At 72.5% G+C, this 25643-nt stretch carries 14 protein-coding genes; 7 read left to right on the top strand and 7 right to left on the bottom strand.

From position 1 onward, the window contains the following. Positions 1–42 precede the first annotated feature (42 nt). Positions 43–4755, top strand: a complete 4713-nt coding sequence (locus tag KY498_RS12950; protein WP_191009174.1) for a LamG domain-containing protein — start codon at positions 43–45, stop codon at positions 4753–4755. A 100-nt stretch (positions 4756–4855) separates the two neighbouring features. On the opposite strand, the gene KY498_RS12945 is transcribed toward KY498_RS12950, so the two are convergent. The 7 genes from KY498_RS12945 to KY498_RS12915 all read right to left on the bottom strand — a co-directional run bounded on the left by KY498_RS12945 (position 4856) and on the right by KY498_RS12915 (position 18409). Beyond that, positions 4856–7459 carry a right-handed parallel beta-helix repeat-containing protein gene (locus KY498_RS12945; protein WP_191009175.1) on the bottom strand — a complete coding sequence of 868 codons (2604 nt, stop codon included), beginning with the start codon at positions 7457–7459 and terminating at the stop codon, positions 4856–4858. A gap of 131 nt (positions 7460–7590) precedes the next feature. Beyond that, a complete protein-coding gene (locus KY498_RS12940) occupies positions 7591–8304 on the bottom strand; it encodes a CDP-alcohol phosphatidyltransferase family protein (RefSeq protein ID WP_223849534.1) in 714 nt (237 codons plus the stop codon). Then, a complete protein-coding gene (locus tag KY498_RS12935) occupies positions 8301–13652 on the bottom strand; it encodes a PKD domain-containing protein (protein WP_219879389.1) in 5352 nt (1783 codons plus the stop codon). Before KY498_RS12935 ends, KY498_RS12940 begins: the two co-directional genes overlap by 4 nt. A 75-nt stretch (positions 13653–13727) precedes the next feature. Continuing rightward, positions 13728–14363, bottom strand: a complete 636-nt coding sequence (locus KY498_RS12930) for a hypothetical protein (RefSeq protein ID WP_191009177.1) — start codon at positions 14361–14363, stop codon at positions 13728–13730. A 64-nt stretch (positions 14364–14427) separates the two neighbouring features. Further along, positions 14428–15711, bottom strand: a complete 1284-nt coding sequence (locus KY498_RS12925; protein WP_191009178.1) for an O-antigen ligase family protein — start codon at positions 15709–15711, stop codon at positions 14428–14430. A gap of 10 nt (positions 15712–15721) precedes the next feature. Continuing rightward, positions 15722–17053, bottom strand: coding sequence for a YveK family protein (locus KY498_RS12920; RefSeq protein ID WP_191009179.1), 1332 nt, complete (start codon positions 17051–17053; stop codon positions 15722–15724). 144 nt (positions 17054–17197) lie between these two features. Further along, complete coding sequence (locus tag KY498_RS12915) at positions 17198–18409, bottom strand: hypothetical protein (RefSeq protein ID WP_191009180.1); 1212 nt, start codon at positions 18407–18409, stop codon at positions 17198–17200. A gap of 192 nt (positions 18410–18601) precedes the next feature. On the opposite strand from KY498_RS12915, the gene KY498_RS12910 reads away from it, so the two are divergent. The 6 genes from KY498_RS12910 to KY498_RS12885 all read left to right on the top strand — a co-directional run bounded on the left by KY498_RS12910 (position 18602) and on the right by KY498_RS12885 (position 25401). Next, complete coding sequence (locus tag KY498_RS12910; protein ID WP_061781929.1) at positions 18602–19060, top strand: adenylyltransferase/cytidyltransferase family protein; 459 nt, start codon at positions 18602–18604, stop codon at positions 19058–19060. A 128-nt stretch (positions 19061–19188) separates the two neighbouring features. Continuing rightward, positions 19189–20340 (top strand): polysaccharide deacetylase family protein, encoded by a 1152-nt coding sequence (locus tag KY498_RS12905; protein WP_191009181.1) that lies wholly within the window; start codon positions 19189–19191, stop codon positions 20338–20340. 112 nt (positions 20341–20452) lie between these two features. After that, positions 20453–21586, top strand: coding sequence for a glycosyltransferase family 2 protein (locus KY498_RS12900; protein ID WP_061781927.1), 1134 nt, complete (start codon positions 20453–20455; stop codon positions 21584–21586). Further along, positions 21583–21843 carry a glutaredoxin family protein gene (locus tag KY498_RS12895; protein WP_060961124.1) on the top strand — a complete coding sequence of 87 codons (261 nt, stop codon included), beginning with the start codon at positions 21583–21585 and terminating at the stop codon, positions 21841–21843. The genes KY498_RS12900 and KY498_RS12895 overlap by 4 nt, the downstream gene beginning before the upstream one ends. A gap of 130 nt (positions 21844–21973) precedes the next feature. Continuing rightward, positions 21974–23755: an aldehyde dehydrogenase family protein gene (locus tag KY498_RS12890; RefSeq protein WP_191009182.1), complete on the top strand. Its 1782-nt coding sequence runs from the start codon at positions 21974–21976 to the stop codon at positions 23753–23755. After that, positions 23752–25401, top strand: a complete 1650-nt coding sequence (locus tag KY498_RS12885; protein WP_219879388.1) for a GMC family oxidoreductase — start codon at positions 23752–23754, stop codon at positions 25399–25401. Before KY498_RS12890 ends, KY498_RS12885 begins: the two co-directional genes overlap by 4 nt. The last annotated feature ends 242 nt before the right edge of the window (positions 25402–25643 follow it).

Below are 25643 nucleotides of genomic sequence, written 5' to 3'. Positions count from 1 at the left end.
TCTCGCCCGCCAACGCGTCCCGCACTCCGTCCGAGGAACATCATGATCCGCACCACTTCGCGCCGACCGCGCCTGGCCCGTCTTCTCGCCCCCGTCATCGCCCTGGCGACGATCGTCGCGGGCGCCGTCGTCGTCACCGCCGCGCCCGCCTACGCGGACGCGGCGCCTGCGGCGCCCGAGACCGCGACCGTCGACCTCCTGCCCACCTGGCAGATCAACGGCGTCGTCTGGAGTCAGGCCGTCGCCGGCAACACCGTGTACGTCACCGGCAGCTTCACCAAGGCCCGGCCCCCCGGGGTGGCCGCGGGAGGGGCGGGAGAGATCGATGCGAACAACGTGTTCGCGTTCGACATCACGACGGGCAACCCGGCCCCGAACTTCTCGCACTCCTTCGACGCGCAGGGGCTGGTCGTCCGGGCCGCGCCCGACGGCAAGACGGTCTACTTCGGCGGCGACTTCACGACCGTCGACGGGCAGGCACGGGCGCACGTGGCCGCCTTCGACGTCGCGACGGGAGCGCTCACCGGCTGGGCGCCCCGCACGGACGGGCAGGTGCGCGGCTTCGCCGTGATCGGCGACACGGTGTACGCCGGCGGTAACTTCCGTTCCAGCAATGGTCAGCCGCGCACTGAGCTCGCCGCCTGGAACGCGACGACGGCCGCGCTCACACCGTGGGCACCGACCGCCGCCGGCAACGGGTTCGTCTGGGACATGCTGACGAGCCCCGACAACTCCCGCATCATCGTCGCCGGATCGTTCACCCTCCTCAACGGCGCCGCCGCGTACGGGATGGGAGCCCTGGATGCCGCGACGGGCGCGGCCCTGCCGTGGGCGGCGGTCGACCGCATCCGCACCGCGGGGCTGAACGGTGCGATCTCCAGCCTCAGCACCGACGGCACGCAGGTGTACGGCACGGGCTACGCCTTCGGTGCCGGCGCCTCGTTCGAGGGCACCTTCGCCGCCGATCCCTACACGGGCGCCCTGAACTGGGTGAATGACTGCCTCGGCGACACCTACTCGAGCTTCCCGCAGGGGGGCGTGCTGTACGCCGTCGGTCACCGCCACGACTGCAGCGTCGTCGGCGGGTTCCCCGACACCAACCCCCGGTCGCGGTGGATGAAGGCGACCGCCGAACCGACCTCGCCGACCGGTGTCATCACGCGCAAGGACGCCTACGGATGGGACTTCACGGGTCTGCCGTACGCCGGCCTGCTGAACTGGTACCCCGACCTGGAGTTCGGCTCCTACACCTCTGCCCGCCAAGCGGCCTGGAGCGTGACGGGCAACAGCGACTACGTGGTGCTCGCCGGCGAGTTCCCGAAGGTGGGCAGCACGGCCCAGCAGGGACTCGCCCGGTTCGGCAAGCGCACGGTGTCGCCGCACCTGAGCGGGCCCATCTACACCTCCGCGATGACACCGGCGCCGTACTCGAACGAGCGCGGCACGGTGCGCGTGCCCTTCGCGAGCGCCTGGGACCGCGACGGCGCCCCCATCACCTACGACGTCTTCCGCAGCCCGGCCACGAAGATCGCGACCTTCACCCGCACGGACAGCCGGTTCTGGTCGCTGCCGAGCCTCAGCATCACCGACACGGGACAGACGCCCGGCGCCCAGGTGCGCTACCAGGTGCGCGCGAAGGATGCCGACGGCAACGTGCAATGGAGCGCCTGGTCGCCCTGGACCACCGTCTCCGATGCGGCGACATCCGCCTATCGTGCGGCCGTGCGCAGCAGCGGCGCCTCGCACTACTGGCGTCTGGGCGAGGGCTCCGGCACGCGCCTGTACGACGACATCGGCGACATGCCCGGCACCACGACGAGCCTCACCCTCGGCACGCCGGGCGCGCTCGCAGGCGACACCGACACCGCCGTGACGTCGACCGGCGGCAGCACGCCCCGGATGACGACGCAGGACGTCGTCCCCAGCGATGCCGCGGTCACCGTCGAAGCCTGGGTGAACACGACCAGCACCCGGGGTGGACGCATCGTCGGCTTCGGCGACTCCGCCACGGGCACCTCGTCGTCCGGCGGCACCGACCGCGTGCTGTACCTCGATGCCTCCGGGCGTGCGAACTTCGCGATCAACGACGGCAGCTACCGCACGATCTTCAGCCGCGCCGGGGTGAACGACGGCCAGTGGCACCACCTCGTGGGCACGGTCGACGGCTCCGGCATGCAACTGTACGTCGACGGCATCCGCGCGGGCAGGTCGCAGGCCGCGACCTCACCGAAGAGCTACGCGGGCTACTGGCGCATCGGCGCCGACCAGACCGGCGGCTTCACCAACCGTCCGAACGACGCCGGCCTCGCCGGCAGCATCGACGACGTGGCCGTCTACCCGAAGGCCCTGTCGCAGAGCGACGTCCAGGCGCACTACCTCGCCAGCGGACGTTCCGCGAGCTGGAGCGCCGTCGCGACCGACGCCTACGGTGCGACGGTGTCGACCGACCGTCCCGACCTGTACTGGCGGCTCGACGAGCCCGCCGGCAGCACCACCCTGACGGATGCCGCCGCGGGAGGACCCACGGGCGCACTGACCGGAACGGTCACCCGCTCGGTGGCCGGTATCACGGCTTCCGGCACGGCCACCACGTTCAACGGGACCAACGCGGTCGGCATCGCCCAGGAGGCGTGGGACTCGCCGCTGGCCTACAGCGCAGAGCTGTGGTTCAAGACGACGAGCACCAAGGGCGGCAAGCTGATCGGGTTCGGCAACACGTCCTCCGGTCTGAGCAGCAGCTACGACCGTCACGTCGTGATGCAGTCGAACGGACGGGTCAACTTCGGCACGTACAACGGGACGCAGACCACGATCACCAGCACCAGCGCCTACAACGACGGCCAGTGGCACCACCTCGTCGCCTCGCAGGGCGCCAGCGGGATGAAGCTGTGGATCGACACGCAGCTCGTCGCGAGCTCACCCGTGGCCACCGGCCAGGCCTACCGCGGATTCTGGCGGATCGGCGGGGACAAGACGTGGGGGAACACCTCCAGCAACTACATCGCCGCGACCCTCGACGAGGTCGCCGTCTACCCCGGCGTCCTCAGTGAGGACCGCGTGCGCGCGCACCACGCCGCCGCCGGGCGGGTGCCGAGCGAGCGCGCGCCGGTCGCCGCCTTCACGCTGTCGTCGACATATCTCGGCATCGGCGTGGATGCCTCCGCCACGACGGATGCCGACGGCAACCTCGCCACCTACGCGTGGAACTTCGGCGACGGGACGTCGGCGGCCGGCCCGACGGCGACCCACACCTATGCCGCGGCCGGGACATACACGGTGACGCTGACGGCGACCGACGCGACCCTGCTGACCGGAGCACTGTCGAAAACGGTGACCGTCGCGCCGAACCAGGCGCCCACGGCATCCTTCACGCCGACGATGGACCACCTCGCCCTGACGGCCGATGCGAGCGCCTCCCGCGACACGGACGGCAGCGTCTCCTCCTACGCGTGGGACTTCGGCGACGGGTCCACCGCCACCGGGGCGACGGCGGCGCACACGTACGCCGCGCCCGGGGACTACACGGTGCGCCTCACCGTCACCGACAACGACGGGCTCACCGGGACGACGACCCGCACGGTCACCGCCAGCGCCCGCCCGAACCAGGCGCCGGTCGCCGCGTTCACCTCGACGACCGACTTCCTCGCGCTCACGGTGGACGCCACGGGCTCGTCCGATGCCGACGGCACGGTCGCCTCGTACGCCTGGGACTTCGGCGACGGGACGACCGGCTCGGGACCGACCGCGACGCACACGTACGGCTCGGCCGGCACCTTCACGGTCGCGCTGACCGTGACCGACGACGCCGGCGCGACGGCCACGACCTCCCGCGCCGTCACGGTCGTGGCCAACCGCGCGCCGACCGCCGCGTTCACCACCACGGTCGCCGATCTGCGGGTGACCGCGGACGGCAGCGGCTCGGCCGACCCCGACGGCACGGTCGCCTCGTACGCCTGGGACTTCGGCGACGGGACCACCGGCTCGGGAGCGACCGCGACGCACGACTATGCGAGTGCCGGCACGTACACCGTCACCCTCACGGTCGCGGACGACCGCGGCGTCACCGCGACGCAGACCGCAGCGGTGACCGTCACCGCTGCGCGCGTGTGGGCGCGCGACGACTTCGAACGCACCGCGACCGGCGGGTGGGGTGCGGCCGATGTCGGCGGGACGTGGGCGATCACGCCGGGGACCACGACCGCGACCTCGAAGTTCTCCGTCGCCGGCGGGGTCGGCAAGGTCACTCTGTCGCCCGGCAACTCCTACACCGCCGCGCTGACGTCGGCGGCACCGTCGACGGACACCGAGGAGCGGTTCACGGTGTCGTTCAACCAGCCCGCGACGGGAGGCGGCTCCTACTTCTCGGCCATCGGGCGCCAGGTCGACGCCGCGAACGACTACCGCGCCAAGGTGCGCGTGGCCTCCACCGGCGCCGTCGCGGTGTGGCTGACCCGCACGGTCGGCGGAACGGAGACGGTGCTCACCAGCCTCACGATCCCGAACACGACGGTGACGGCGGGCGACGCGCTCAGCATCCGCTTCCAGGTGACCGGTGTCAACGCCACGACCCTGAAGGCCAAGGTCTGGCGCACCGCATCGCCGGAGCCCGCCGCGTGGACGCTCACGTCCACCGACGCGACGGCCGTGCTGCAGGCACCCGGCGTCGTCGGGATCAACAGCTACCTATCCGCGAGCGCGACGGCGGCGCCGGTGGTCTACTCCTACGACAGTCTGTGGGCCGGCCCGGCGAAGTAGCAGCATCCGGGCGCGCACCCCGCCGCCCGCCGCCCGTCGTCGCGGCGGCGGGGTGCCGCGGCCGCGTGCCGGGGGCGCCGGGCCCGGGCGCGGCCGCCGATCACGGCATCCGCGCCCCGACACCGTTCGGGGCGCCCGTCCACAGCGCGGCCGCACGCGCGGGTCGCGCCTGCGCGAGGCCGCTCACCGGCACATCGCCGAGCAGGGCGCCGTCCGCCGCGGTCACGGGACGGCCGTCGATCGCGAGCGAATGGAGATCCTGTCCGGTGGCCACGCGGTAGGCGTCCAGCGAGGTGAACACGAACGGATTCACGTTCGCCGCACCGCGGGACCACACGACGAGCCACGCGGGCTGCGGGGCTCCGGCCGGTGAGGCCGTGTTCCGCTGGAACACGTTGCCGTCCGAGCGGATGTTCAGGTCGCTTGCGGCGTACCGGTGCGAGTAGTCCTCGACGCACAGCGTGCACGTGCCGGAGCTGCCGGCGATCACGTTGTTGCCGATCGAGATGTCACGGATCAGCCAGGGCATCGTGGGGTCCGGGAAGGGGCGTCGCGGGTCGTGGCCCGGCACCGCCGGGTCGGCGGCGTCACGCGGATCCTGCACGATGTTGACGGTGCGGTTGCCGCCGACGATCGTGTTGTTCCAGATCAGGACGTCCCCGGTGTTGTTGATCTTCAGCCCGTTGCCGCCGTTTCCGACCACGAGGTCATCCACGACGTCCACCTTCTGGGTGAGCTCGATGAACGCGCCGTGGCCGAGGTTGCCGATGAGGTCGCTGGAGGCCACCGTCAGGTCGTAGACCGACTGATCGGTCCAGATCCCCGGACCGTCGTTGCGCAGGAACGCGGAGTCGGTGATGTCGACACCGCGCGACTTCGCGATCTTGATCCCGCCCGACACGGGGGCCTGGTTGAAGTGGTCGGCGTTGTTCTCGACGGCGAGCACGTCATCGACGCGCAGGCGGTCGGCGAGGTTCGCTCCGATCCCCATGAGGCCGTTTCGCGCCACCGTCACGCCGTGCAGGGTGGCATCGCTCGCCCCCACGAACACGCCCGTGCTCGCGTTGTCGTACACGACGACGTTGTCGAGAACGACCCGCGGCGCCTCGATCGTGACCGTGCCCATCATCCAGACCGAGGTGGCGTAGCGCCGGATGCCGATGTCGCGCACGATCGTGCCCTCGCCTCGCACCGACAGCGCCTTGGCCAGCACCGACGCGCGCACATGATGCCCGTCCGGGGCGGATCCGATGTAGAGACGGCGCGCGGCGGCATCCACGTAGAACGTGCCCGGCGCGAGTGTCGCGCGGCTGCCGACCTGCGCGAGGGCGGCGCCGTCGATCCAGACCTGGTCGGGATGCGCGGCGAGCGGATGCGCGGAGTTGAGCCATTGCCAGCCGCTCGCGGTGCCGTCGGCGGCGCCGCGGGTGAAGGTCGGGCTCGAGTCGAAGTCGGAGGTCCAGCCGTCCACGTACCAGGCGCCGTCGGCGTTCTTCCACCCCGTGACGAGGCGGGATCCATCGAGCCACACCTGCTCTCCCGGCGCGGACTGGATCGTGACGCCCTTTCCGGCCGGGACCGTGACGCTCTCGTTGTAGGTGCCGCCGCGCACGACGATCACGGCACCGGCCGCCGCCCGGTCGACGGCGCTCTGCACGGTCGAGAGGGGCGCCGCCGCCGTGCCCGAACCGCCCGCGCGAGCGCGTGAGTCGACGAAGATCGCGCCGGCGGGCGCGGGCGGCGCGACGGTGCCGAGGGGGGCGGCCCCACGGACGCGGCGCGTGCCGGAGACGTCCCAGGCCGGTGCGCCATCCGTCGTCGAGGGGACGGAGGCGGGCGGCGCGCTCGTCGGCGTCGGGGCGGGAGCCGGCGTCGGCGTGGCGGTCGGGGTCTGGGTCGGCGTGGCGGTCGGGGTCGGCGCCGCGGTGGGGGTCGCGGGAGCGCTGGGCGTCGCGGCGGCTGCGGTCGTCGTCACGCGGTAGTCGTCGAAGACGATCGCCTGCGCGGGGGAGCTGCTGGAGAGGTAGGCTCCAACGCCCACGCCACCCGCGCCCGCCTGGCGCGACGAGCTCGCGTCGATCGCCGACACCCGCGCGACGACGCCGGCGACGCTCACGCTGGCGTCGATCGCGACCGCCGCAGTTCCGCGCACACTGGTCTGCACGGTGAGCGGTGAGCCCGCGCTGACGCGAGGGACCTCCGTCGTGCGGGCGAGCACCGTCTGCGTGCGGCCGTTCACCCGGAGCACCTCCAGCAGCGCCGCACCCTTCGCATCCACGACGACCTGCACGTGATACCGCCCGGCGGCGGTCGTGCGCGACTGCAGATTGAGATAGACGCCGCGGCCGAAGGCGGGCAGCTGCGGCACGGTGAAGACGACCGACTGCGACACGTCCTCCGCCGACACGGCGGCCGGCGATGCGGTCACCGACGTCCCCGGTACGCGCAGCGTGGCCTGGGCGGTCCCGCCCGAGACGGCGAACGCGCGCGGGTCGGAGAGCCGGTACGCGCCGCCGACCGGAGCGTCGCCCAGCCCTGCCGAGACCCGACGATCCATCGTGTCGGACACGACGAGCGCCGGGCCGGATGCCGCGGCGGGCTGCGACGCGGATGCCGCCGCGGGGACGGCCCCGAAGAGGATCGCGCTGGCGGCGACGATCGCCGTCAGCGCGCGGAGGGAGACGGCTGTCGCCGAAGAACGCATGAGGAGTCTCTTTCTCCCCAAGAGTCCGCCCGCGGCAGAAAACACCGGCGGGTCACACCGACCCTAACAACCCGCGGTGGACGGACCACGCACTATGAGACTCTTCTCACGCCGCCCCGCCGGTCGCGGGCTCACCCGAGCTGTCCCATGCGTCGGAACCACACCGGCAGCGCGGCCGCCAGATAGAGCACGGCGGCGATCGCGAGCAGCGAGTACACGACGGCGAAGACCGGCGGCATCCCCCACAGCACGAACGAGAGGCACCACACGCCGTAGTCGACGGGGAGTCCGAGAACGGATCGCAGGGGCGACGAGCCGCCCGCCTCCGCCGCTTGCGGCACGCCCGACCGTGCGCGCAGCAGGTCGTTCAGGATCATGGCGAAGAAGGTCACCGTCGCCACGATCGCGAACCCGAGCGGGACCAGCGTCCACGCGAGCGGCATGCCGAAGAAGCGGAACGCGCCGATCGCCACCGCGACGTGGAGCGAGACGAGCTTCGCGGCATCCACGACGTGGTCGAGCCATTCCCCGGCGAGCGATCCTCCGCCCCGGAGGCGCGCGACCTGCCCGTCGGCGCTGTCCCACGCATACCCCGCGGCCAGCAGCAGCCAGACGCCGATGCCGAGGGCCGTCGACGGCGGGACCAGCGCCAGCAGCGCCACGCCCGTGAAGGTGAGGACCGCGCTGACCGCCGTCACCTGGTTCGGCGACAGCCCCCACGTGTACGCCCCGGCGGCGATCACCCGCCCGACGGGGCGGTTGACGTACAGCGAGTAGGCGGGCGCGCCCCGCCCCCGCCCCTTCTGCGCGGAGCCGAGCAGGGCGTAGGCGTGGGCGATCGTCACGGGGTCACGGCTCTCGCCTGGAAGTCGTCGAACCGCACCGCAGACGGGAGGGCCGTGAAGCCCGTGCCCGCGTACGTCGTGAAGCCGGGGAAGCCGGCCGTCTGCAGCGCGGCCGTCGTGTCGGTCGTGCTCAGCTGCCACGCCGCCGGCTCGGCCGTCCCGGCCGGCCAGATCTTGCTGCGCAGCGCCGTGGTTCCGGTGCCGTCGACCTGCACCCGGACGCTGTAGACCGTGCCGGCGCTCACGGTGAAGCCCGGGAGATCCAGCGACGCCAGCACGGTGCCGCCGCGCGCGAGCTGCGCCTGCACGGCGCCGCCGGGCGCGATCACCCACCGGGCCCGGTAGTCGTCGGAACCCACGACCCGGCCGAGCGCCGAGACGTACATCCGGGCGCCCGTCGGGACGGCGGAGAGCGAGAAGCCGAACGTCAGATCCGTGCTCGTCGAGGTGGCCGCGTTGAGCGTGGCGGAACGGGTCTGCCCGGCGGCCTGCGTCGTCAGCTTCGCCGCGCCGGCGTCGATCGCGACGTTGGCCGTCCCGGAGGTCTGTGTCCAGGTCCCCCCGGTGGTCGCCGCCCCGAGGACCGTCCCCGACGTGCGTTCGAAGGCATCCACCGCGAACGGGGCCGCGACGGGCGCGGTCACGGTCACCGCGTTGGTCGTGGTGCCGGTGGCGCCCTTGTCGTCGGTCACCGTCAGCTTCACCGTGTACGTCCCGGCCGCCGCGTAGGCGTGCGACGCGGTCGCCCCCGTGCCGGTCGCCCCGTCACCGAAGTCCCACGCGAACGCCGTCACCGTGCCATCCGGATCGGACGAGCCCGAACCGTCCACCGCCACCGACAGCCCCGACGGCGTCGAGGTGAACGCCGCCGTCGGCGCCTGATTGACCGGTCCGACGGGCGCGGTCACGGTCACCGCGTTGGTCGTGGTGCCGGTGGCGCCCTTGTCGTCGGTCACCGTCAGCTTCACCGTGTACGTCCCGGCCGCCGCGTAGGCGTGCGACGCGGTCGCCCCCGTGCCGGTCGCCCCGTCACCGAAGTCCCACGCGAACGCCGTCACCGTGCCATCCGGATCGGACGAGCCCGAACCGTCCACCGCCACCGACAGCCCCGACGGCGTCGAGGTGAACGCCGCCGTCGGCGCCTGGTTCACCGGAGCCGCACCCGCGGACGATCCGGCCCAGAAGTTGTCGAAGCGCGTCTCGAAGGGCACGGTGGTCACGCCGCCGCCGAGGTAGACGCCGAGCCCGACGGCCCCCGGCGCCTGCAGGGCGGCGGTGGCGTCGGTCGCCGTCGCCGTCCAGGCGGTCGGCTCGGCCGTGCCGACCTTCCAGACCTTCACCCGCAGCGTCGTGGGCGAGGTGCCCACCGCCTCGGTCCGCACGTGCAGGGTGTCGCCGGCGGCGACGGTGAGAGCGGTGCCCACGTTCGCCAGGGTCACGCCCGTCTGCTGCAACTGCACGGTGAGGCCGCCCGACGGGGCGACGACGAGCCGCGCCTTGTACTCCGCGGTGCCCACGCGCCGCGAGTGCACCGTCACGTACGCGCTGCCGCCGACGGGACGCTGCGGAAGCGTCACGTCCACGTCGACCGCGGTGTCGGTGGACGACACCCCCGTCAGGTACGCGTAGCGCTGCGACGTCGCGGACGGCTGGATGAAGACGGCCTTCGTGCCGTCGACGCGATAGTTGGATGCCGTGTTGGACAGCGTCCACGCACCGCCGTTGTCGGCGGTGCCGAGCCCCGCCGCCACGGCCCGGTTGAACGAGTCGTTCGCATAGGTCGCGCCGACGACCGGAGCGGTCACCGTCACCGGGATCGCCTGCGTCGCCGTCGCGCCGTCGTCGGTGACGGTGAGCGTGATCGTGTAGGAGCCCGCCGTCGTGTAGGCGTGGGTCGCCGTGACGCCGCTGCCCGCCGGGGAGCCGTCGCCCCAGTTCCAGGCGTACCCCGTGACATGCCCGTCGCCGTCGGTCGATCCGCCCGCGTCCACGGCGACCGTGAGGTCGGTGGCGGTCGAGGTGAACGACGCCGACGGCGCCTGGTTGGCCACCGCGACGACGGGCGCGGACGACGTCGCCGTCGCCCCCTTGTCGTCGGTGACGGTCAGGGTCACCGTGTAGGTGCCCGCCGCCGCATAGGTGTGCGTCGCCGTCGCACCGGCACCGTCGGGCGTCCCGTCGCCCCACGACCAGCTGTACCCGGCGACCGTGCCGTCGGCATCCGTCGAGCCGCTCCCGTCGACGGCGACCGCGAGCTTGGTGACGCTCGACGTGAACGATGCGGTGGGCGGGAGGTTGGCGGCCGCTCCCGTCGCGCCCAGCGCGTGATGCTGGGCGACGTCGCTCGCCGCGAGCGGGGCCGCGTAGACGGCGACCTCGTCGATGCGACCGTCGAACTCCCAGTCGCCCGGGCCCCACGTCACGTCGCCGCCGACGTGCCAGTAGCCGGTGTAGTCCTGCGCGTTCGACTGGGTGTTCGACCCCTTCAGCACGCCGTCGACGTAGAGCCGCATGCCCTCGCTCCCCTGGGTCGCCACGACGTGGTGCCACGCACCGTCGTTGTACCCGGGCCCCGACTGCAGCGTCTCGGCGAACCCGACCCACACGCCGTAGACGAGGGTGCCGTCCGGCGTCATGTAGACGTGCCGGTCGTAGTTGTTCGAGTTGCCGTCCGGGCTGTTGCCGAACCCGATGATCTTGCCGCCGGTGGTCGTCGACGTCTGGAACCACGCCTCCAGGGAGTACGACCTCGGGTTGGAGAACGTGTTCTTGCTGATGACCTGACCGCCGGCGAAGGTCGCGGCGGTGTCGGCGACCCCGGCGAGCGCCCCGCCCGCGCCCGGCGCGACCGCGCCGATGTAGGTGCCGGGCTGGCCGAAGCCGGAGGAGTCGGCGGCGACCGGTCCGTTCTGTTCACCCAGACGCCAGTAGAGCGAGGGCTCGAGCGCGTACACGGCGGCGCCGTAGGCGTCGCTCGGCGCGGTCGCCGCGGTCAGCGTGCGCCCCGATGCGACGTAGTGCGCGGCGACCTGCTGGCGCGTCAGCGGCGCCCCGTAGATCGCGACGTCGTCGATCGCCCCCGCGAAGAAGGCGTTGCCCGACCACGGGCTGTCGCCGCCGACGCGCCAGTAGCCGTTGTACGGCTGCGCGGACGTGACATCCGTGCGCATGGCCACGCGCACACCGTCGACGTACAGGACCATGCCCGACGCGCCCATGCCCGCGGAGATCTGATGCCATTGCCCGTCGTTGTAGGCCTTCGACGACGTGATCGTCTGCGCCGAGCCCGGGTAGACGCCGAAGGTGATGCGCCCGTCCGGCTCCATGTACACGTGGCGGTCGTAGTTGCTCGAGGTGCCCGTGGAGCTGTTGCCGAACCCGACGATCTTCCCGCCGGCCGTCGTGGTCGTCTTGATCCACGCTTCGATGCCGAACGAGTCGGGACCGGCGATCGGCTGCGTCGTCGAGGCGAACCCCGCCGCGCTGCCGTCGAAGGTCGACGAGGGTCGCGCGTCGTTGAGCATGGCGCCGGTGGTGCCGCGTGCGACGCCGCTGTTGACGCTCAGGTCGGCCGCGCCCGCCCAGTCGTAGGAGACGGTCGTCGAGTCGTCGTCGAGAGGCCAGTAGTCCAGCGGCGCGTCCGCGAGGACGGCATCCCTGTAGGCGCTCGCGGTCGAGGTCCCGCTCGCGGTCACCGTCGCGGTGCCCCCGAGGATCGCGTGCCCCTGCGGATCGGTCGCGCGCACACGGTAGGTGTAGGTCGTTCCCGACGTCACGGCGTTGTCGATGTAGGCCATCGCGGGGAGGCCCCAGTCGGGCGACTTGGAGCGCACGTTCTCGAACGTCTTGACGACGACGTTGTTGCGGAGCACCTCGTAGGTGAGGAACTCGCTGTCGCGGTCGTAGTTGAGCGGCCAGCTCACGCGCACGGATCCGCCCGACAGCGAGATCGCAGTCGCCGGCCACGCCGTGTTCCACAGGAGCGGCCCCTGCGCGTTGGTCGACTTCCCGCCGACCGCGAAGCGCACGAGGCCCTGTTGGCCGGTGTTGTTCACGCGGGTGAACTCGCCGCCGTAGACGAGGTACTGTCCGTTGCCGTTGACGGTCCACGGTCCCTGCGATGCGCCGCTGACCGAGCCCGTGTTGAAGCTCGGGAACCAGTGGAGCAGTCGCGGCGCCGGGTTGCCGCCGAAGTCGTAGTAGCCGTTATTGAGCCCGGCGGGCGTGATGCGGGCGGGCTCGTTGGTCACGGCGATGCCGCGGTAGAACGTCCACGGGTCGCTCTGCGGGAAGCCGTCCTCGAGGCTGCCGCAGTAGTGGGAGTGGCCCGCCGCGTAGACGACGTCGCCCATCGGCTGGACGTCGTACTCGTCGCCGTGGCAGTCGTTGACCCACACGAGGCTTCCCGTCGCCCACGACGAGCGGAAGCTGCCTTCGAGGTTGCCCCCGCTGCCGTACACGTAGCCCGTGCCGTAGAACGACCCGGCGCCGTCGGACTTGAGCGACAAGATCGAGGCGTCCAGCCCGGCGTTGCGGATCACGTCGTTCGTCTGGAACGGCAGCAGCGAGGCGTCGGCGGCGCTGACCATCGCGAGGCCGTAGCCCGGATTGCTGCTCCCGTTGAGCGTCTGGAAGTTGCCGCCGAGCACGACCTTGCCGCCGTCGGGCGAGACGACGACGACGCGGCCCTGGCGCCCCTCGAGCACCGGGGCCCACGGCAGCAGCGCGCCGGCGCGGGTGACCGCCGCCGCACCGGCGCGGTCGTTGCCGGAGATGCGGCCGAAGGTGCCGGTGAGATAGACCGTGTCGTTCGTCGCGGCGACGCCCGAGGTGACCCCGTTGGAGTTCGGGTTGAAGCTCGAGAGCGTCCCGCTCGGGAGGTCGAAGGCCGCCACGCGGTTGCGCGTCTGCCCGTTGACGGTGGTGAAGTCGCCGACGATGTACAGGCGCGTGCCGTCGGGCGAGGCCTCGACCTGACGCACCTGCGCGTTGATCGACGGCGCGAACGAGGCGATCAGGACGCCGGTCGTGATGTCGTAGGCGAGCAGGTTGCTGCGGGGCGTCTCGTTCGTGCCCGCGGCCGCGCCCGCCGGGCGCGCGGACGTGAACTTGCCGGCCGCGTAGACGACGTTACCGACGACCGCCTGATCCCAGACGATGCCGTTGATCTGCACCGTCGGCAGCGCGTCGGCGGTGACGGTCGACGGTGTTCCCGTCGGCGGGCTGACGTCGGCGTGCGCCGGAGCGACGGCGACGAAGCCGCTGATGACGACGGCGAGCGCCGTCACGAAAACCGCCGCGATGTTCCGCGTCCGCTGTACGCCGACGCCGGCACGAATACGCACCATGACTCCCCCAGTCATCCCCCGCGACCGGATCCCCATCCGTTGATGCCGCGAAGGCGATAGTCCCCCCAGCGCCCGCTACGGCCTGGGGCCGACGAAGACGATGTCTGGCGCAGACGCCAGCAGGTCGACGGTAACACGGATGTCCCCCTCCGCCGCAAGGGGTGCGACGAACGTGAAGTCCGCCGTGGCCTCGGCTCCCGGGGCGATGGATGCCGGGAAGGTGCGCGCGGTCTTGTCCGTGACGGCGATCGCCGGCGTCCTGTCGTCGCCGCCGTAGCTGAGGTTGACGCTGGATCCTGCGGTGTCGATCGGCGTCGTCCCGCCGTTCGCGATGCGCACCGACACCGTGATGGCATCCCCGCTCGGCTCGCCCGGGACGTCGCCGGTGAACGAGCCCGCGGTGAGACCGACCACCTCCACGACGGCGCCGGCGACGGGCGGCGCGGCCTGATCGAGCGGCACCTCCGTCGAGGAGGGCGGCTTGGCGATGTCGGCGGTCGCGCCGGGGCTCGGCGTCTCGAACGCCGTCGGTTGCGGCGTGGGCGTGGCCCACGACGGCGACGGCGACGCGGCGGCCGCGGCATCCCCCGCCGGGCCCTGGCTCACCACCGCCCACACGATCCCGCCGACGAGAAGCGTCGCGACGAGCGCGAACACCAGCCACGGCGCCTGCGTGCGCGCACGCCCGATCCCACCCCTGTGATCCGTCATACGGAAAGCACCCCCCACGTGCTCACGCACCGTGTCGGGGCCCCAGTTCCCCGGATGCGTTCCCTCAGCGTACGCCGACGACGCCCGCCTGGCGAGGGTGAATCCGCGGCCGGTCGTCCGGCGGCGGGCGATCCCCGTGCCGGGAGCGACGTGTGAGCACCGCCGAGAGCGTGACGAACAGCACGAAGGGCATGGCGCTGTCGACCATGCCGCTCTCCGTGAAGGTGCGGATGACGAACATCGTCAGCAGCGGCAGCACGAGACCCCGGCGCGAGCCCGCCGTCACGGCGGTGACCAGACACCACGCCACGAGGAGGCCGACGAGCACGACGCCGACGAGGCCGGCCTGCGCGAGCAGCGACACCCAGCTGCTGTCGAGCACCTGCGAGGAGCGCCACTTCTCCTGGACCGCGACCTCCTTGACCGACAGCCCCACTCCGAGCCACCGCTCCCACGACGTCCAGTCCCAGCCCAGCACCACCTGCCATCCCGTGAGGCGCGAGTCCAGCGCGGTGCTCTCGGCCGACGTGCCGCCGCGACTGGCGAGTCCGTCGACGACGCCGGTGAACACCACGACCGCGTAGACGAGCGGCACGAACGCGAGCAGCGCGTAGAGCACGCCGCGTCGGCGGACGCCGTTGGTGATCAGCGCCACGATCGCGCCCGCCAGCGTCCCGACGAGCGCGATGCGCGAGCCGGTCGCGACGACGATGGCGAACAGCACGACGATGCCCGCGACGGGCCCGGCCCGCACGCCCCGACGCAGCACGAGGATGACGAGGGCGATCAGCGGCAGCGCCGCCAGCCCGGCGAGCTCGTTCGGATGGATCTCGGGGATGCCGCCGCCCAGACGTCCCCCGGCGAGGGTGCGCACACCGGTCGCCGCGGCCACGATCGCCACGAGGGACATCGCCGTCAGCAGCGCGGCCACCGCCCGATCCCACGGCGCGTTGGTCAGCAGCAGCAGCAGCGTCGCCATGACGATGAACACCCGCGTCACCAGCACCGCGGTGGCCGTGCCGTTGCCGGCGACCACGCCGCCGAGGAGGCTGACGGCCAACGTGAGGGCGAGGACGGCCGCGGGGCCGAGCCCGACAGGCATGCGCCGCCGCGTGTACAGCGTCAGCGCCGCGGCGCCGCCGAGGGCGACGAGGGCGATCGCCGCCTTCGCGAGGACCACCGGGTCGACCCCTCCGGCATAGAAGGCCTGGGGCCGCCACGGGATCACGCTGACGATCACCAGCAGGAACAGGGCCGTGAGCACGGCGAAGCGCCGACGGGTGGGATGCGCCGCGTCGGCGTGCGCCGCGACGCGGACGGGCATCCTCGATCCCACGACCGTCGACATCAGCGGAGCCTCAGCGCGGCGTCGGCGCAGGCTGCGGGTCGTCGCCGCCCCGCCAGGTCTCGGTGACGACACCCGTGGAGTGCGCCGGGGCGCCGGTGAGGAGGACCCCCAGCGGGTGCACGTCGGCGAAGGAGAGCTTGGTGACCAGGGCCGTCAGGGCGGATGCCGACGTCGACCCGCTCCGCACGGCGATGACCACGCCGGTGCCGTCGCGGACGAGCTCGCGGGCGACGGCGGTCGCCCCCGCATCCGCGATCGCGACGGCCGCGTCGATGTGCTCCGCGAGGGCCGCCCAGAGCACCGGCATCCGCTCCTGGAGCACGGCCGTGGAGGGAGGCACGGCATCGGCGAAGCGCCGACCCGCCACCTCCGCGGCGAACTCGAGGTCCGCGGGCCACGACGCCTCCCCGACGAGGTCCAGGAGCGCGGCGAGCGATGCCGGCTCGTCGCTCGGATCGGGGTCGGCACGGGTGTCGACGATCGTCGCAGTGCGCCCCGCCGCGGCGAAGGCGGCGGCCAAACCGTCCTTCTCGGCGTCGGCGATCGCGTCGTCGGACGCCGTCAGCACGAGCACGGCCGACACCTGCGGGCCGCCCAGCACGCCGAGGTTCGCGATCGTCTCGTCCCAGGCGGACTCCTGATCGAGGCCCCCGCCGCGCCGCCAGCGCCGACGCCGCGGGATGCGCCCGACGACCCGCAGCCCGGCCAGGCGACGGACGTCGGAGATCGTGATGACGGTGCGGTTGGTCACGGTGCGGTAGACCGCGACGATGCCGCCGACCGCGATGCCGAGGATGAGGCCGAGCCCGGTGATCGCCAGCACCTGCGGCGAGACCGGCGCGAGCGGCTCGACCGCCGGCAGCACGACCGTGAGGTTGACCTGGTAGCGATCGTCCGCGTCGGAGTTCTCCGTCGACTCGATGAGGCGCGACAGATGCGACGCCGCCGCGTTGGCGATCGCCGCGCTGAGCGGCGCCGTCGGGGCGTCGGCCCGCACGACGAGCAGCACGGTGTCGGTGGTGTTCTCGGCGGAGACCATCCTCCGCAGCTCACGATCGCTGTACTCGTCCGGCGACAGGCCCAAATCGGTGCGGATGCCGCTGATCACCTGCGGACTGTCGACGAGCTCCGGATACGACCGGATCCGCGCCAGGCTGAACTGGTTGCGCTCGAACAGCGACGCTTCCTTCGAGTCGACCTGCAGCATCATCGTCGACGTGGACGCGTAGGTCTCCGGCAGCAGCTTCGCGACACCGTAGGCCGCGCCCGCGCCGAGCAGCGCCATGATCAGGACCAGCAGCCATCCTTCACGCAGGATCCGCCCATACGGAACGTCCTCCATGCTCCCCACCCCCCAAGATGAGCCCGACCGCCGGACGTACCCCTGTCACCTTCCGAGCGTCTTCGTGCTGGGCCGAACCTACCACCAGAGCGCTCGACCCGCCTCTGCTCACAGGTGGTTGGGAGAGACGACCCCAGGGACGGCTCAGGCCGGGGGCGGATCGGCATCCGGTCGCGCCGAGGCCGCGATCGCGCGGAGGGCGAGTCCGCCGAGCAGGGATGCCGCGGCGAGCGCGAACGGCACGAGCGCGGCGCCGCCTCCGGCCAGCAGCACGACCGCCGTGAGCACGAGGGCCAGCACCGTGTCGGCCAGGCGGATCAGGAACACGGCCCGCTGGCGCCCGCCGACGGCGCTCAGCGCCCCGTAGGGGGTCACCATCGCGACCGACAGGCCGTAGACGAGCCATCCGACGAGCGTCACCGGATCGAACGCGACTCCGAAGGCGAGCGGACCCAGCCAGGGGGCGAGGGCGAGGGCGACGCCGCTCATCGCCGTCGTCCCGACGACGAGCACGACGACGACGCGGTCGGCCTCGCGGAGCGATCCGGCGCCGCCCGCGCGCCGCCGGTCGGCGAAGCGCACGAACAGGAACGACGAGAGGCCGCCGACCACGAGCAGGAGCGGCGACGCGTAGGTGCGCGCCGCTTCGAGCAGACCGACCGCTGCCGCCCCGGAGACCGCGAGCACGGCGAGGCGGACGACCGTGAGCATCGCCGGTCGCAGCGTCTGCTGCAGTCCGCGCCAGGCCCCGTATCCCCACACGGACGCCAGATCCGCACCGCGCCATCCGACCAGCACGCGCTCGGCGCGCGGCAGCAGCCGCCAGCCCACCAGCGCGCCGACGCTCTGCCCCGCCGCGATCGCGCCGAGGAAGGCCGCCAGCGAGAGCCCGCCGAGCGCGGCCGCACCGCCGAGGAAAGCCGCACTGACCGCGAAGCCCGTGAGGTCGGCGGCCACGACACGGGTGAACCCGTACCCGGCCATGAGGAGCCGGCGCACGATCTCCTCCACCACGAACGCGGCCAGCGCGAGCGCGAACAGCAGCCCCTCCAGGGGGCTCGCGAACCCGGTGAGCGCCGCGACGGCGCCCGCGAGCAGGGCGGTCGCGCCGGCGGCCACGGCGAGCCAGACCTCCAGCCCCGCCCGGATGCGACGGGACGCGCGATCGAGCACGACGAGGGCGTCGCCGACGAGGCCCGTGACGATGCCCGAGGCCAGCACGACGACACCGTAGAGGATCGCGAAGCGCCCGTAGTCCGCGATGCCGAGGAGGCGGGCGACGAGGATCTGCAGCGCGAGGCTGACCGCCGCCTGCGCCGCCTGCGCCGCGATCGCCCCCACCGCCTGCCGCTTCACGCCGTCCCCTTCCCCCTCGCCCATCATGCCCGAGTCGGTCCGCGCGCCGAGGGGCCGCCGGCGCCCGCACTGTCGTCGACGACCCGGGTGCGGTAATGTGCAGCCGTGGGCCGGGGGGCCCGCATCGAGCCGGGGGGCTCGGACCGGGCCGGGGGGCCCGGGATTTCACGTCAGCAGCTGGGGGGGCTCGCTATGGCTGTGTCGATCGGATACGCCGCGGGGGCGTTCGATCTGTTCCACATCGGACACCTGAACATCCTTCGACATGCGAAGGAGCAGTGCGATCTGCTCATCGCCGGGGTGGTCAGCGACGAGATGCTCCGGCTGGTGAAGGGGGTCGAGCCCTTCGTCCCGACGATCGAGCGCGCGCAGATCGTCCGAGACATCAAGTACGTCGACCACGTCCACATCGAGACGGTGCCCGACAAGCTCGAGGTCTGGCGGGAGGTGGGCTTCACCCACTTCTTCAAGGGCGACGACTGGCGCGGCACCGAGAAGGGCCTCCGCCTCGAGCGCGACTTCGCCGCCGTCGGCGTGCAGGTCGTGTACTTCCCGTACACGGCGCACACGTCGAGCACGCAGCTGCGGCGCGCGCTGGAGGCGGCGAGCGCGGCCGGCGAGGACCGGCCGAGCGCGCGTGAGACCGCCTGACGACGCCACGACGGATGTCGCCGCCGCGCCGTCCCGGCCGAGGTCAGGCGCGCGCCGACGAGAGGAGGAGCGGGCCGACCGTAGGATGATCCCGGGCGCGGGGTGCGCCCTCGTCTTGGGGGTCATACATGGGCGGTCTGCAGACCAGTCGTGGCGTTCTCGGCCGGGCGCTCGCCGTCGGCCTCATCGTCGGGGCCGTCGCGGCGGCACTGTCCGGCTGCGCATCCGAGCCGACGGACGGTTCCACGCCGGATGCCGGGGCCTCGGCATCCATCGCCTCGCCGACGCCGACGCCGACGCCGCTCACGGCGGCCGAGCAGCTCCTCGCCGCCCACCCCGACGTCGCGGGCGCCTGCGCCGTCAGCTTCCGCGTCGACGGCGTCACCCTCGATCCGCAGCTGCAGGTGCAGGACCGCCTGTACGACCATCTCCCGATCCCCCGCGCCGACGGACGCGTCTTCGCGGGGTGGTATGCCGATGCGGCGACGGCGGCCGCGGCATCCGCCGACCCCGCCGCGCACGCGGGAGACCCCGCCACGAGGATCAACGGATCCGACCTCGTCTCGTGCACGGAGCGCCAGACGACGCTCTACGGAGCCTGGACGAACGCCGACGCGGTCACCGCCGCGAAGGCGCGGGTGCCGATCCTCATGTACCACCAGTTCACGACCAAGCCCGGCGGCGAAGAGGGCTGGCTGCGCGGCAACTACGCGTACATCGAGGACTACCGCGCGCAGATGCAGTACATCAAGGACCAGGCGTTCTACCTGCCCACCTGGGACGAACTGAGCGCTTTCATCGACGGAGCGCTGTACCTCCCCGATCACTCGGTCATCATCACCGACGACGACGCCGACCCGTCGTGGTTGACCATGGCCTCGCCGATCAACGAGCAGCTGCAGCTCATGGCGACCTCCTTCGTGATCACCGGCTCGGGCGTGCCCGCGCAGAACCGTTTCATCCTGCCGCGCTCGCACACCAACGACATGCACAAGGCGGGCGCGAACGGAAAGGGGGAGATGGTCAACCTCTCCGCTGCGCAGATCGCGGCCGACATGACGGCGTCGGCGACGGCGCTCGGGGGCGTCGCCGAGGTCATGGCCTATCCGTACGGTCACAACGACGACACCGCCAAGGAGGGCCTCCGCGAAGCCGGCTTCGAGATGGCGAGGACCATCGAGCAGGGCTACGTGTCGGTCGGCACGGAGAAGCTCGCGCTGCCCTGCATCCGCATCAACTACGGGATGGGCGTGCCCGATCTGAAGAAGCAGATCGGCTGATCACCGGCGCCGCAGGACCTTGCGGAACTGACAGAGCACGCACAGCACTTGCCCAACTCCGCGTCGATAGGCTGGGACGGTTCTGTCCCTGACCGATCGCGAGCGCATGCCCATGGATCTTTCCGTCATCGTTCCCACCTTCAATGAGGGGGAGAACGTCGCCGAGCTGGTCCGACGCATCGGCGCGGCGCTGGGGGACGTCGACTTCGAGATCGTGTTCGTCGACGACTCGACCGACGACACGCCCGCCACGATCGCAGCGGTCGCCCGGGCCACCGACTTCCCCGTCCGCGTCATCCACCGCGACGCGCCCGAGGGCGGTCTGAGCGGCGCCGTGCTCGAGGGCTTCCGCAGCGCGCAGGCGCGCTGGTGCCTCGTGATGGACGGCGACCTGCAGCATCCGCCGGAGGACATCCCCCGCATGCTCGACCGCGCCGCGCTCGGCGACGTCGACATCGTTGTCGCCTCGCGCTACGTCGCCGGCGGCACCGCCGGCGGGCTCGCCGGCGCCACGCGCACGGCCGTCTCGCGCACCTCCACCCTTCTGACGAAGGCCATGTTCCCGCGGAAGCTGCACGGCTGCACCGACCCGATGACCGGGTTCTTCCTCGTCGACCGCGACACCGTCGACCTCGACGACCTGCGCCCGCGCGGCTTCAAGATCCTGCTCGAGATCCTCGCGCGCCGTCAGATGCGCATCGGCGAGATCCCGTTCGCCTTCGCCACCCGCTTCGCCGGCGAGTCGAAGGCGACGTTCTCGCAGGGCATGCGGTTCCTGACCCAGCTGGCGATGCTCCGCTTCGGCCGCATGTCGGCGTTCGCCCTCGTCGGCGGCGTCGGGGCGATCGCGAACCTCGTCATCATGTGGGGTCTCATCCACCTCGGCATGAACTACCTCACCGCCGCGATCATCGCGAGCGAGGTGACGATCATCGGCAACTTCCTGCTGCTCGAGTACCTCGTCTTCGCCGACATGCGCTCCGAGTCCGGCCAGATGTGGGTGCGTTTCCTGAAGTCGTTCGCGTTCAACAACGTCGAAGCCGTCGTCCGCATCCCGATCATCCCGCTGCTCGTGCAGGGCGCCCACATCCCGAGCGTCCTGGCCGCGGCGATCACGCTCGCGGCGGCGTTCGTGGTGCGATTCGTCTATCACGCGCTGTGGGTGTACGCCCCGAAGAAAACGTCCACGTCCCGTGTGGCGACCCGGGCCGTCACCCGCACCGCCGAGCGTACGCTGGAATCATGACCTCCGAGAACACCCCGATCACGATGTTCGGCGCCGACTGGTGCCGCGACTGCATCCGCACCAAGAAGCAGCTCGACGAGCTGGGTGTGGAGTACACCTATGTGGACCTCGTCGCCGACCCCGCCGCCGCCGACGTGGCCCGCGAGATCTCGGGTCGCACGAACATCCCCGTCGTCGTCTACCCCGACGCCTCCCACCACGTCGAGCCCACCAACGCCGACGTCGAGGCGAAGCTGCGTGAGCTCTCGCTGATCTGAGCGCGCGCCCCGGACCGCGCCGCGAGCCGTCGGAACGGCATCGAGTGGCAATGACCCTGGGACTGCGTCTCGCTCCGACGTAAGCTGGAGGCCCGCGCGCGAGCGCGAACCCGCTTCGAAGGAGAACGCCGTGACCGCAGGCGCCCCGTCCGCACCACCGAAGACGTCGACCGGAGACCGGCTCGACCACGACGTGCAGGACGGTCTGGATGCCGCGATCGCCCAGCTCCGCAGCGGCACCCGCGCGTGGAGCGCCCTCACGCTCGGCCAGCGGCGCACGCTGATCCGCCGCGTCCGCGTCGCGACCGCGGCGGTCGCCGAGGAATGGGCCGACACGGCGGCGACCTCGAAGGGACTGCCGCCCGGGCATCCGCTGCGCGGCGAGGAGTGGCTGTCCGGACCGTACGCGGCCCTCGTCGCCCTCGACGCCTACGCCGACACCCTGCACGCCCTCGCGGTCGGCCGGTCGCCGCTCGAAGACCTCCGAACCGGGTCCGCCCCCGGTGCGCGCACGGTCGTCCACACCTCACCGCTGACGGCGACCGACACGCTGCTGCTGTCGGGCTACACCACCGAGGTCTGGCTGCAGCCCGGCGTCGACGCCGCCACCGCCCGCCGTGAGGCGGGCCTCGGACAGCTCGACCCCGCGGCATCCGGCGGTGTGGGCCTCGTGCTCGGCGCGGGCAACATCACCTCCATCCCCTACCTCGATGTGCTGTACGAGCTGCTGGCGTTCAACCGCGTCGTGATCCTCAAGGTCAACCCCACGCAGGACGCGCTGGTGCCGGTGTTCGAGCGCGCGCTGGCGCCGCTCATCGAGCCCGGACTCCTGCGGATCGTCCGCGGCGGCGGCGACGTCGGGGGCTACCTGACCCAGCATCCGGACATCGATCACGTGCACATCACCGGCTCGGAGTCGACGTTCGGCGCGATCGTGTGGGGGCCGTCGCACACGCCGGGAGCCGCGGGTGCGGCCACGCGTCGGCGGCGGGAGGGACGACCGCTGCTGAAGAAGCCGATCACGGCCGAGCTCGGCGGCGTGTCGCCCATCATCGTGGTGCCCGGTGACTGGTCGGCGGCCGACCTGCGCTTCCAGGCGGAGCACGTCGTCACCATGCGGCTGCACAACAGCGGCCACAACTGCATCGCCGGGCAGGTCGTGCTGCTCTCGGAGGACTGGCCGCAGCGCGACGCGTTCCTCGACGAGGTGCGCGCCGCGTACGAGCGCGCGCCCTCGCGACCCGTCTGGTACCCGCACAGTCAGAGCAAGCTCGACGCGGCGCGCTCCTCCTACCCGGATGCCGCCTGGTGCGCCGGCGGGACCCGCGCCCTCATCGAGGCGCGCCCCGAGGATGCGACCACCCTCGAGGCGACCGAGTACTTCGCGCCCGTGCTCGCCCTGGTGGGCCTGCGCGGGACGGGTCAGGAGTTCCTCGACGCCGCCGTCGCGCACGCCAACGACCGGCTCGTCGGCACCCTCGGCGCCAATGTGCTCATCGACCCCGTCACCCAGAACGCGCTCGGCGACGGCTTCGAACGCGCCGTCGCCGACCTGCGGTACGGCACCGTCGCGGTCAACGCCTGGACGGCGTTCGGGTTCCTCACCCCGACGGCGACCTGGGGCGCGTTCCCGGGAGGCACCCTCGCCGACGCGCCCAGCGGCATGGGCATCGTCCACAACGCGCTGCTGCTCGACCGGGTCGAGCGGACCGTCGTGCGCGGCCCGTTCCGCCCGTTCCCCCGGTCCGTCTCCTCCGCCGCCCGCGGGCGCGGCCTGTCGGTGCTTCCCAAGCCGCCCTGGTTCGTGACGTCGCGCACCGGCGCCGCCGTGTGCGAGGGGTTCACGCGGTTCCGCATCGACGGCAACCCCGCGAAGATGGCCGTCACGCTCGTGAAGGCCTTCGGCGCGTGAGCGCGTCGAGACGGGCGACCCGCGGGAGGCCGTCCACGCTGGAGGCCGACTACGTCATCGTCGGCGCCGGCTCCGCCGGGGCCGCCCTCGCCGCCCGTCTCAGCGAGGATCCGGCGACGTCGGTGCTCGTGCTGGAGGCCGGGCCGCCGGACGCGGCCCTCGCGCTGCACGTGCCGGCGGCCTTCTCCACCCTGTTCCGGGGGCGCTACGACTGGAACTACGACACGGTGCCCCAGCGCGAGCTGGAGAACCGCACCATCTACTGGCCGCGGGGAAAGACGCTCGGCGGGTCGTCGTCGCTCAACGCCATGATGTGGGTGCGCGGTTTCGCCGCCGACTACGACGAATGGGCGCAGAGCGCCGGCGACAGCTGGTCGTGGGCGTCGCTCGCGCCGTACTTCCAGCGCGTCGAGGCGACGCAGGGCGCCGCCGACGCCAGCCAGGGCACCGCCGGCGCGCAGCCGGTCGAGCACCAGCGCGATCCCCGGCCCCACACGGCGGCATTCCTGCAGGCCGCGCGCGAGCTGCGGCATCCCGTCACCGCCGCGAACCTGCCCACCCGTCAGGGCTTCTCCCAGACGATGGTCACGCAGCACCGCGGCGCCCGCGCCTCGACCGCCGACGCGTACCTTCGCCCGGCCCGGGCCCGAGCCAACCTGCGGGTCGTCACCGACGCCCTCGTCCGACGCATCACCTTCGAGGAGGGCGACGGACGCCCCCGCGCCACCGGCGTCTACGTCGACATCGCCGGCATCACCCGCCACGCGCGCGCCCGCCGCGAGGTCATCCTCGCCGGCGGAGCGATCAACACGCCGCAGCTGCTCCTGCTCAGCGGGATCGGCGACGCGGACGAGCTCCGCAGCCACGGCATCCGGGTGCGGGTCGATGCCCCCGGTGTCGGTGCGAACCTCCAGGACCATCTCGTGGCAGGGCTCGCGCCCGCCGCCCGCGGCGGAACGCTCTACGGGGCGCAGCGGCCCGGTCAACTGGCGCGCTACCTCTCCTCGCGACGCGGCATGCTGAGCTCGAACGTGGCCGAGGCCTACGGCTTCGTGCGCACCGCGGTCGCCGACGACCGGGGCGCGCCCGCGGGGCTGCCGGACATCGAGATCATCTTCGCCGCCGCCCCGTACGTCGGTGAGGGCCTCGTGCCGCCGCCCGCGGAGGGCATCACCGTGGGGGCCATCCTCCTGCGCCCGCGCAGTCGCGGGACGATCCGTCTGGCCTCGGCCGACCCCGCGGACGCCGCGATCATCGACCCCGGCTACCTCACCGATCCCGAGGGCGTCGACGCCGAGACGCTGCGGGCGGGGCTCGCGGAGTGCGAACGCCTCATCGCGACGCCCGCGCTGCGCGCCGTGACCACCGGCGGTTGGGTGCAGCCGGCCGGTGGCGAGCGGATGAGCGCCGCCGAACGCATCGAGCTGTCGCTGCGGCGGTATTCGCACACCCTGTACCACCCGGTGGGCACGGCGCGTATGGGCGAGGACGCGGCATCCGTGGTCGATCCCGCGCTGCGCGTGCGCGGAGTCGACGGCCTGCGGGTCGCGGACGCGTCGGTGATCCCCACGATCATCCGCGGGCACACGAACGCGCCCGCGATCGTGATCGGCGAGCGCGCCGCGGACCTCATCCGCGCGGTCTGACCCCGCCCGCCGGGTGGTGGGGCCGGGCGGGGGGCGGCGCGGGTGGGCGGTAGCGCCGGTGGGCGCGTGACCAACGCCGGACAACCGTCAGCTCACCCGCGGGCGTGCCGCGGAAGCCCGCGGGTCATTGGCCGCGCCGGCGTCGATCGTCCGACGCTCGTCACGGCGGACCGGGGACGACCCGTGGCGGCGTGGACGCAGCAGCGGGTGGCACGGGTGGTCGCGTGACCAACGCCGGACAA

Origin of the sequence: Microbacterium sp. PAMC21962 (genome assembly GCF_019443465.1) — a bacterium.
In the GTDB taxonomy this organism is placed as follows: Bacteria; Actinomycetota; Actinomycetes; order Actinomycetales; family Microbacteriaceae; genus Microbacterium; species Microbacterium hominis.
Note: the sequence above shows the minus strand (reverse complement) of the source record. Positions and strands in the feature narration are given on the sequence as shown.

What these genes read in the sequence shown, in the direction of transcription:
- KY498_RS12950 (WP_191009174.1), top strand. Translation starts at nt 43, where the DNA reads ATGATCCGCACCACTTCGCGCCGACCGCGCCTGGCCCGTCTTCTCGCC.
- KY498_RS12945 (WP_191009175.1), bottom strand. Translation starts at nt 7,459, where the DNA reads ATGCGTTCTTCGGCGACAGCCGTCTCCCTCCGCGCGCTGACGGCGATC.
- KY498_RS12935 (WP_219879389.1), bottom strand. Translation starts at nt 13,652, where the DNA reads ATGGTGCGTATTCGTGCCGGCGTCGGCGTACAGCGGACGCGGAACATC.
- KY498_RS12930 (WP_191009177.1), bottom strand. Translation starts at nt 14,363, where the DNA reads ATGACGGATCACAGGGGTGGGATCGGGCGTGCGCGCACGCAGGCGCCG.
- KY498_RS12925 (WP_191009178.1), bottom strand. Translation starts at nt 15,711, where the DNA reads ATGTCGACGGTCGTGGGATCGAGGATGCCCGTCCGCGTCGCGGCGCAC.
- KY498_RS12920 (WP_191009179.1), bottom strand. Translation starts at nt 17,053, where the DNA reads ATGGAGGACGTTCCGTATGGGCGGATCCTGCGTGAAGGATGGCTGCTG.
- KY498_RS12910 (WP_061781929.1), top strand. Translation starts at nt 18,602, where the DNA reads ATGGCTGTGTCGATCGGATACGCCGCGGGGGCGTTCGATCTGTTCCAC.
- KY498_RS12905 (WP_191009181.1), top strand. Translation starts at nt 19,189, where the DNA reads ATGGGCGGTCTGCAGACCAGTCGTGGCGTTCTCGGCCGGGCGCTCGCC.
- KY498_RS12900 (WP_061781927.1), top strand. Translation starts at nt 20,453, where the DNA reads ATGGATCTTTCCGTCATCGTTCCCACCTTCAATGAGGGGGAGAACGTC.
- KY498_RS12895 (WP_060961124.1), top strand. Translation starts at nt 21,583, where the DNA reads ATGACCTCCGAGAACACCCCGATCACGATGTTCGGCGCCGACTGGTGC.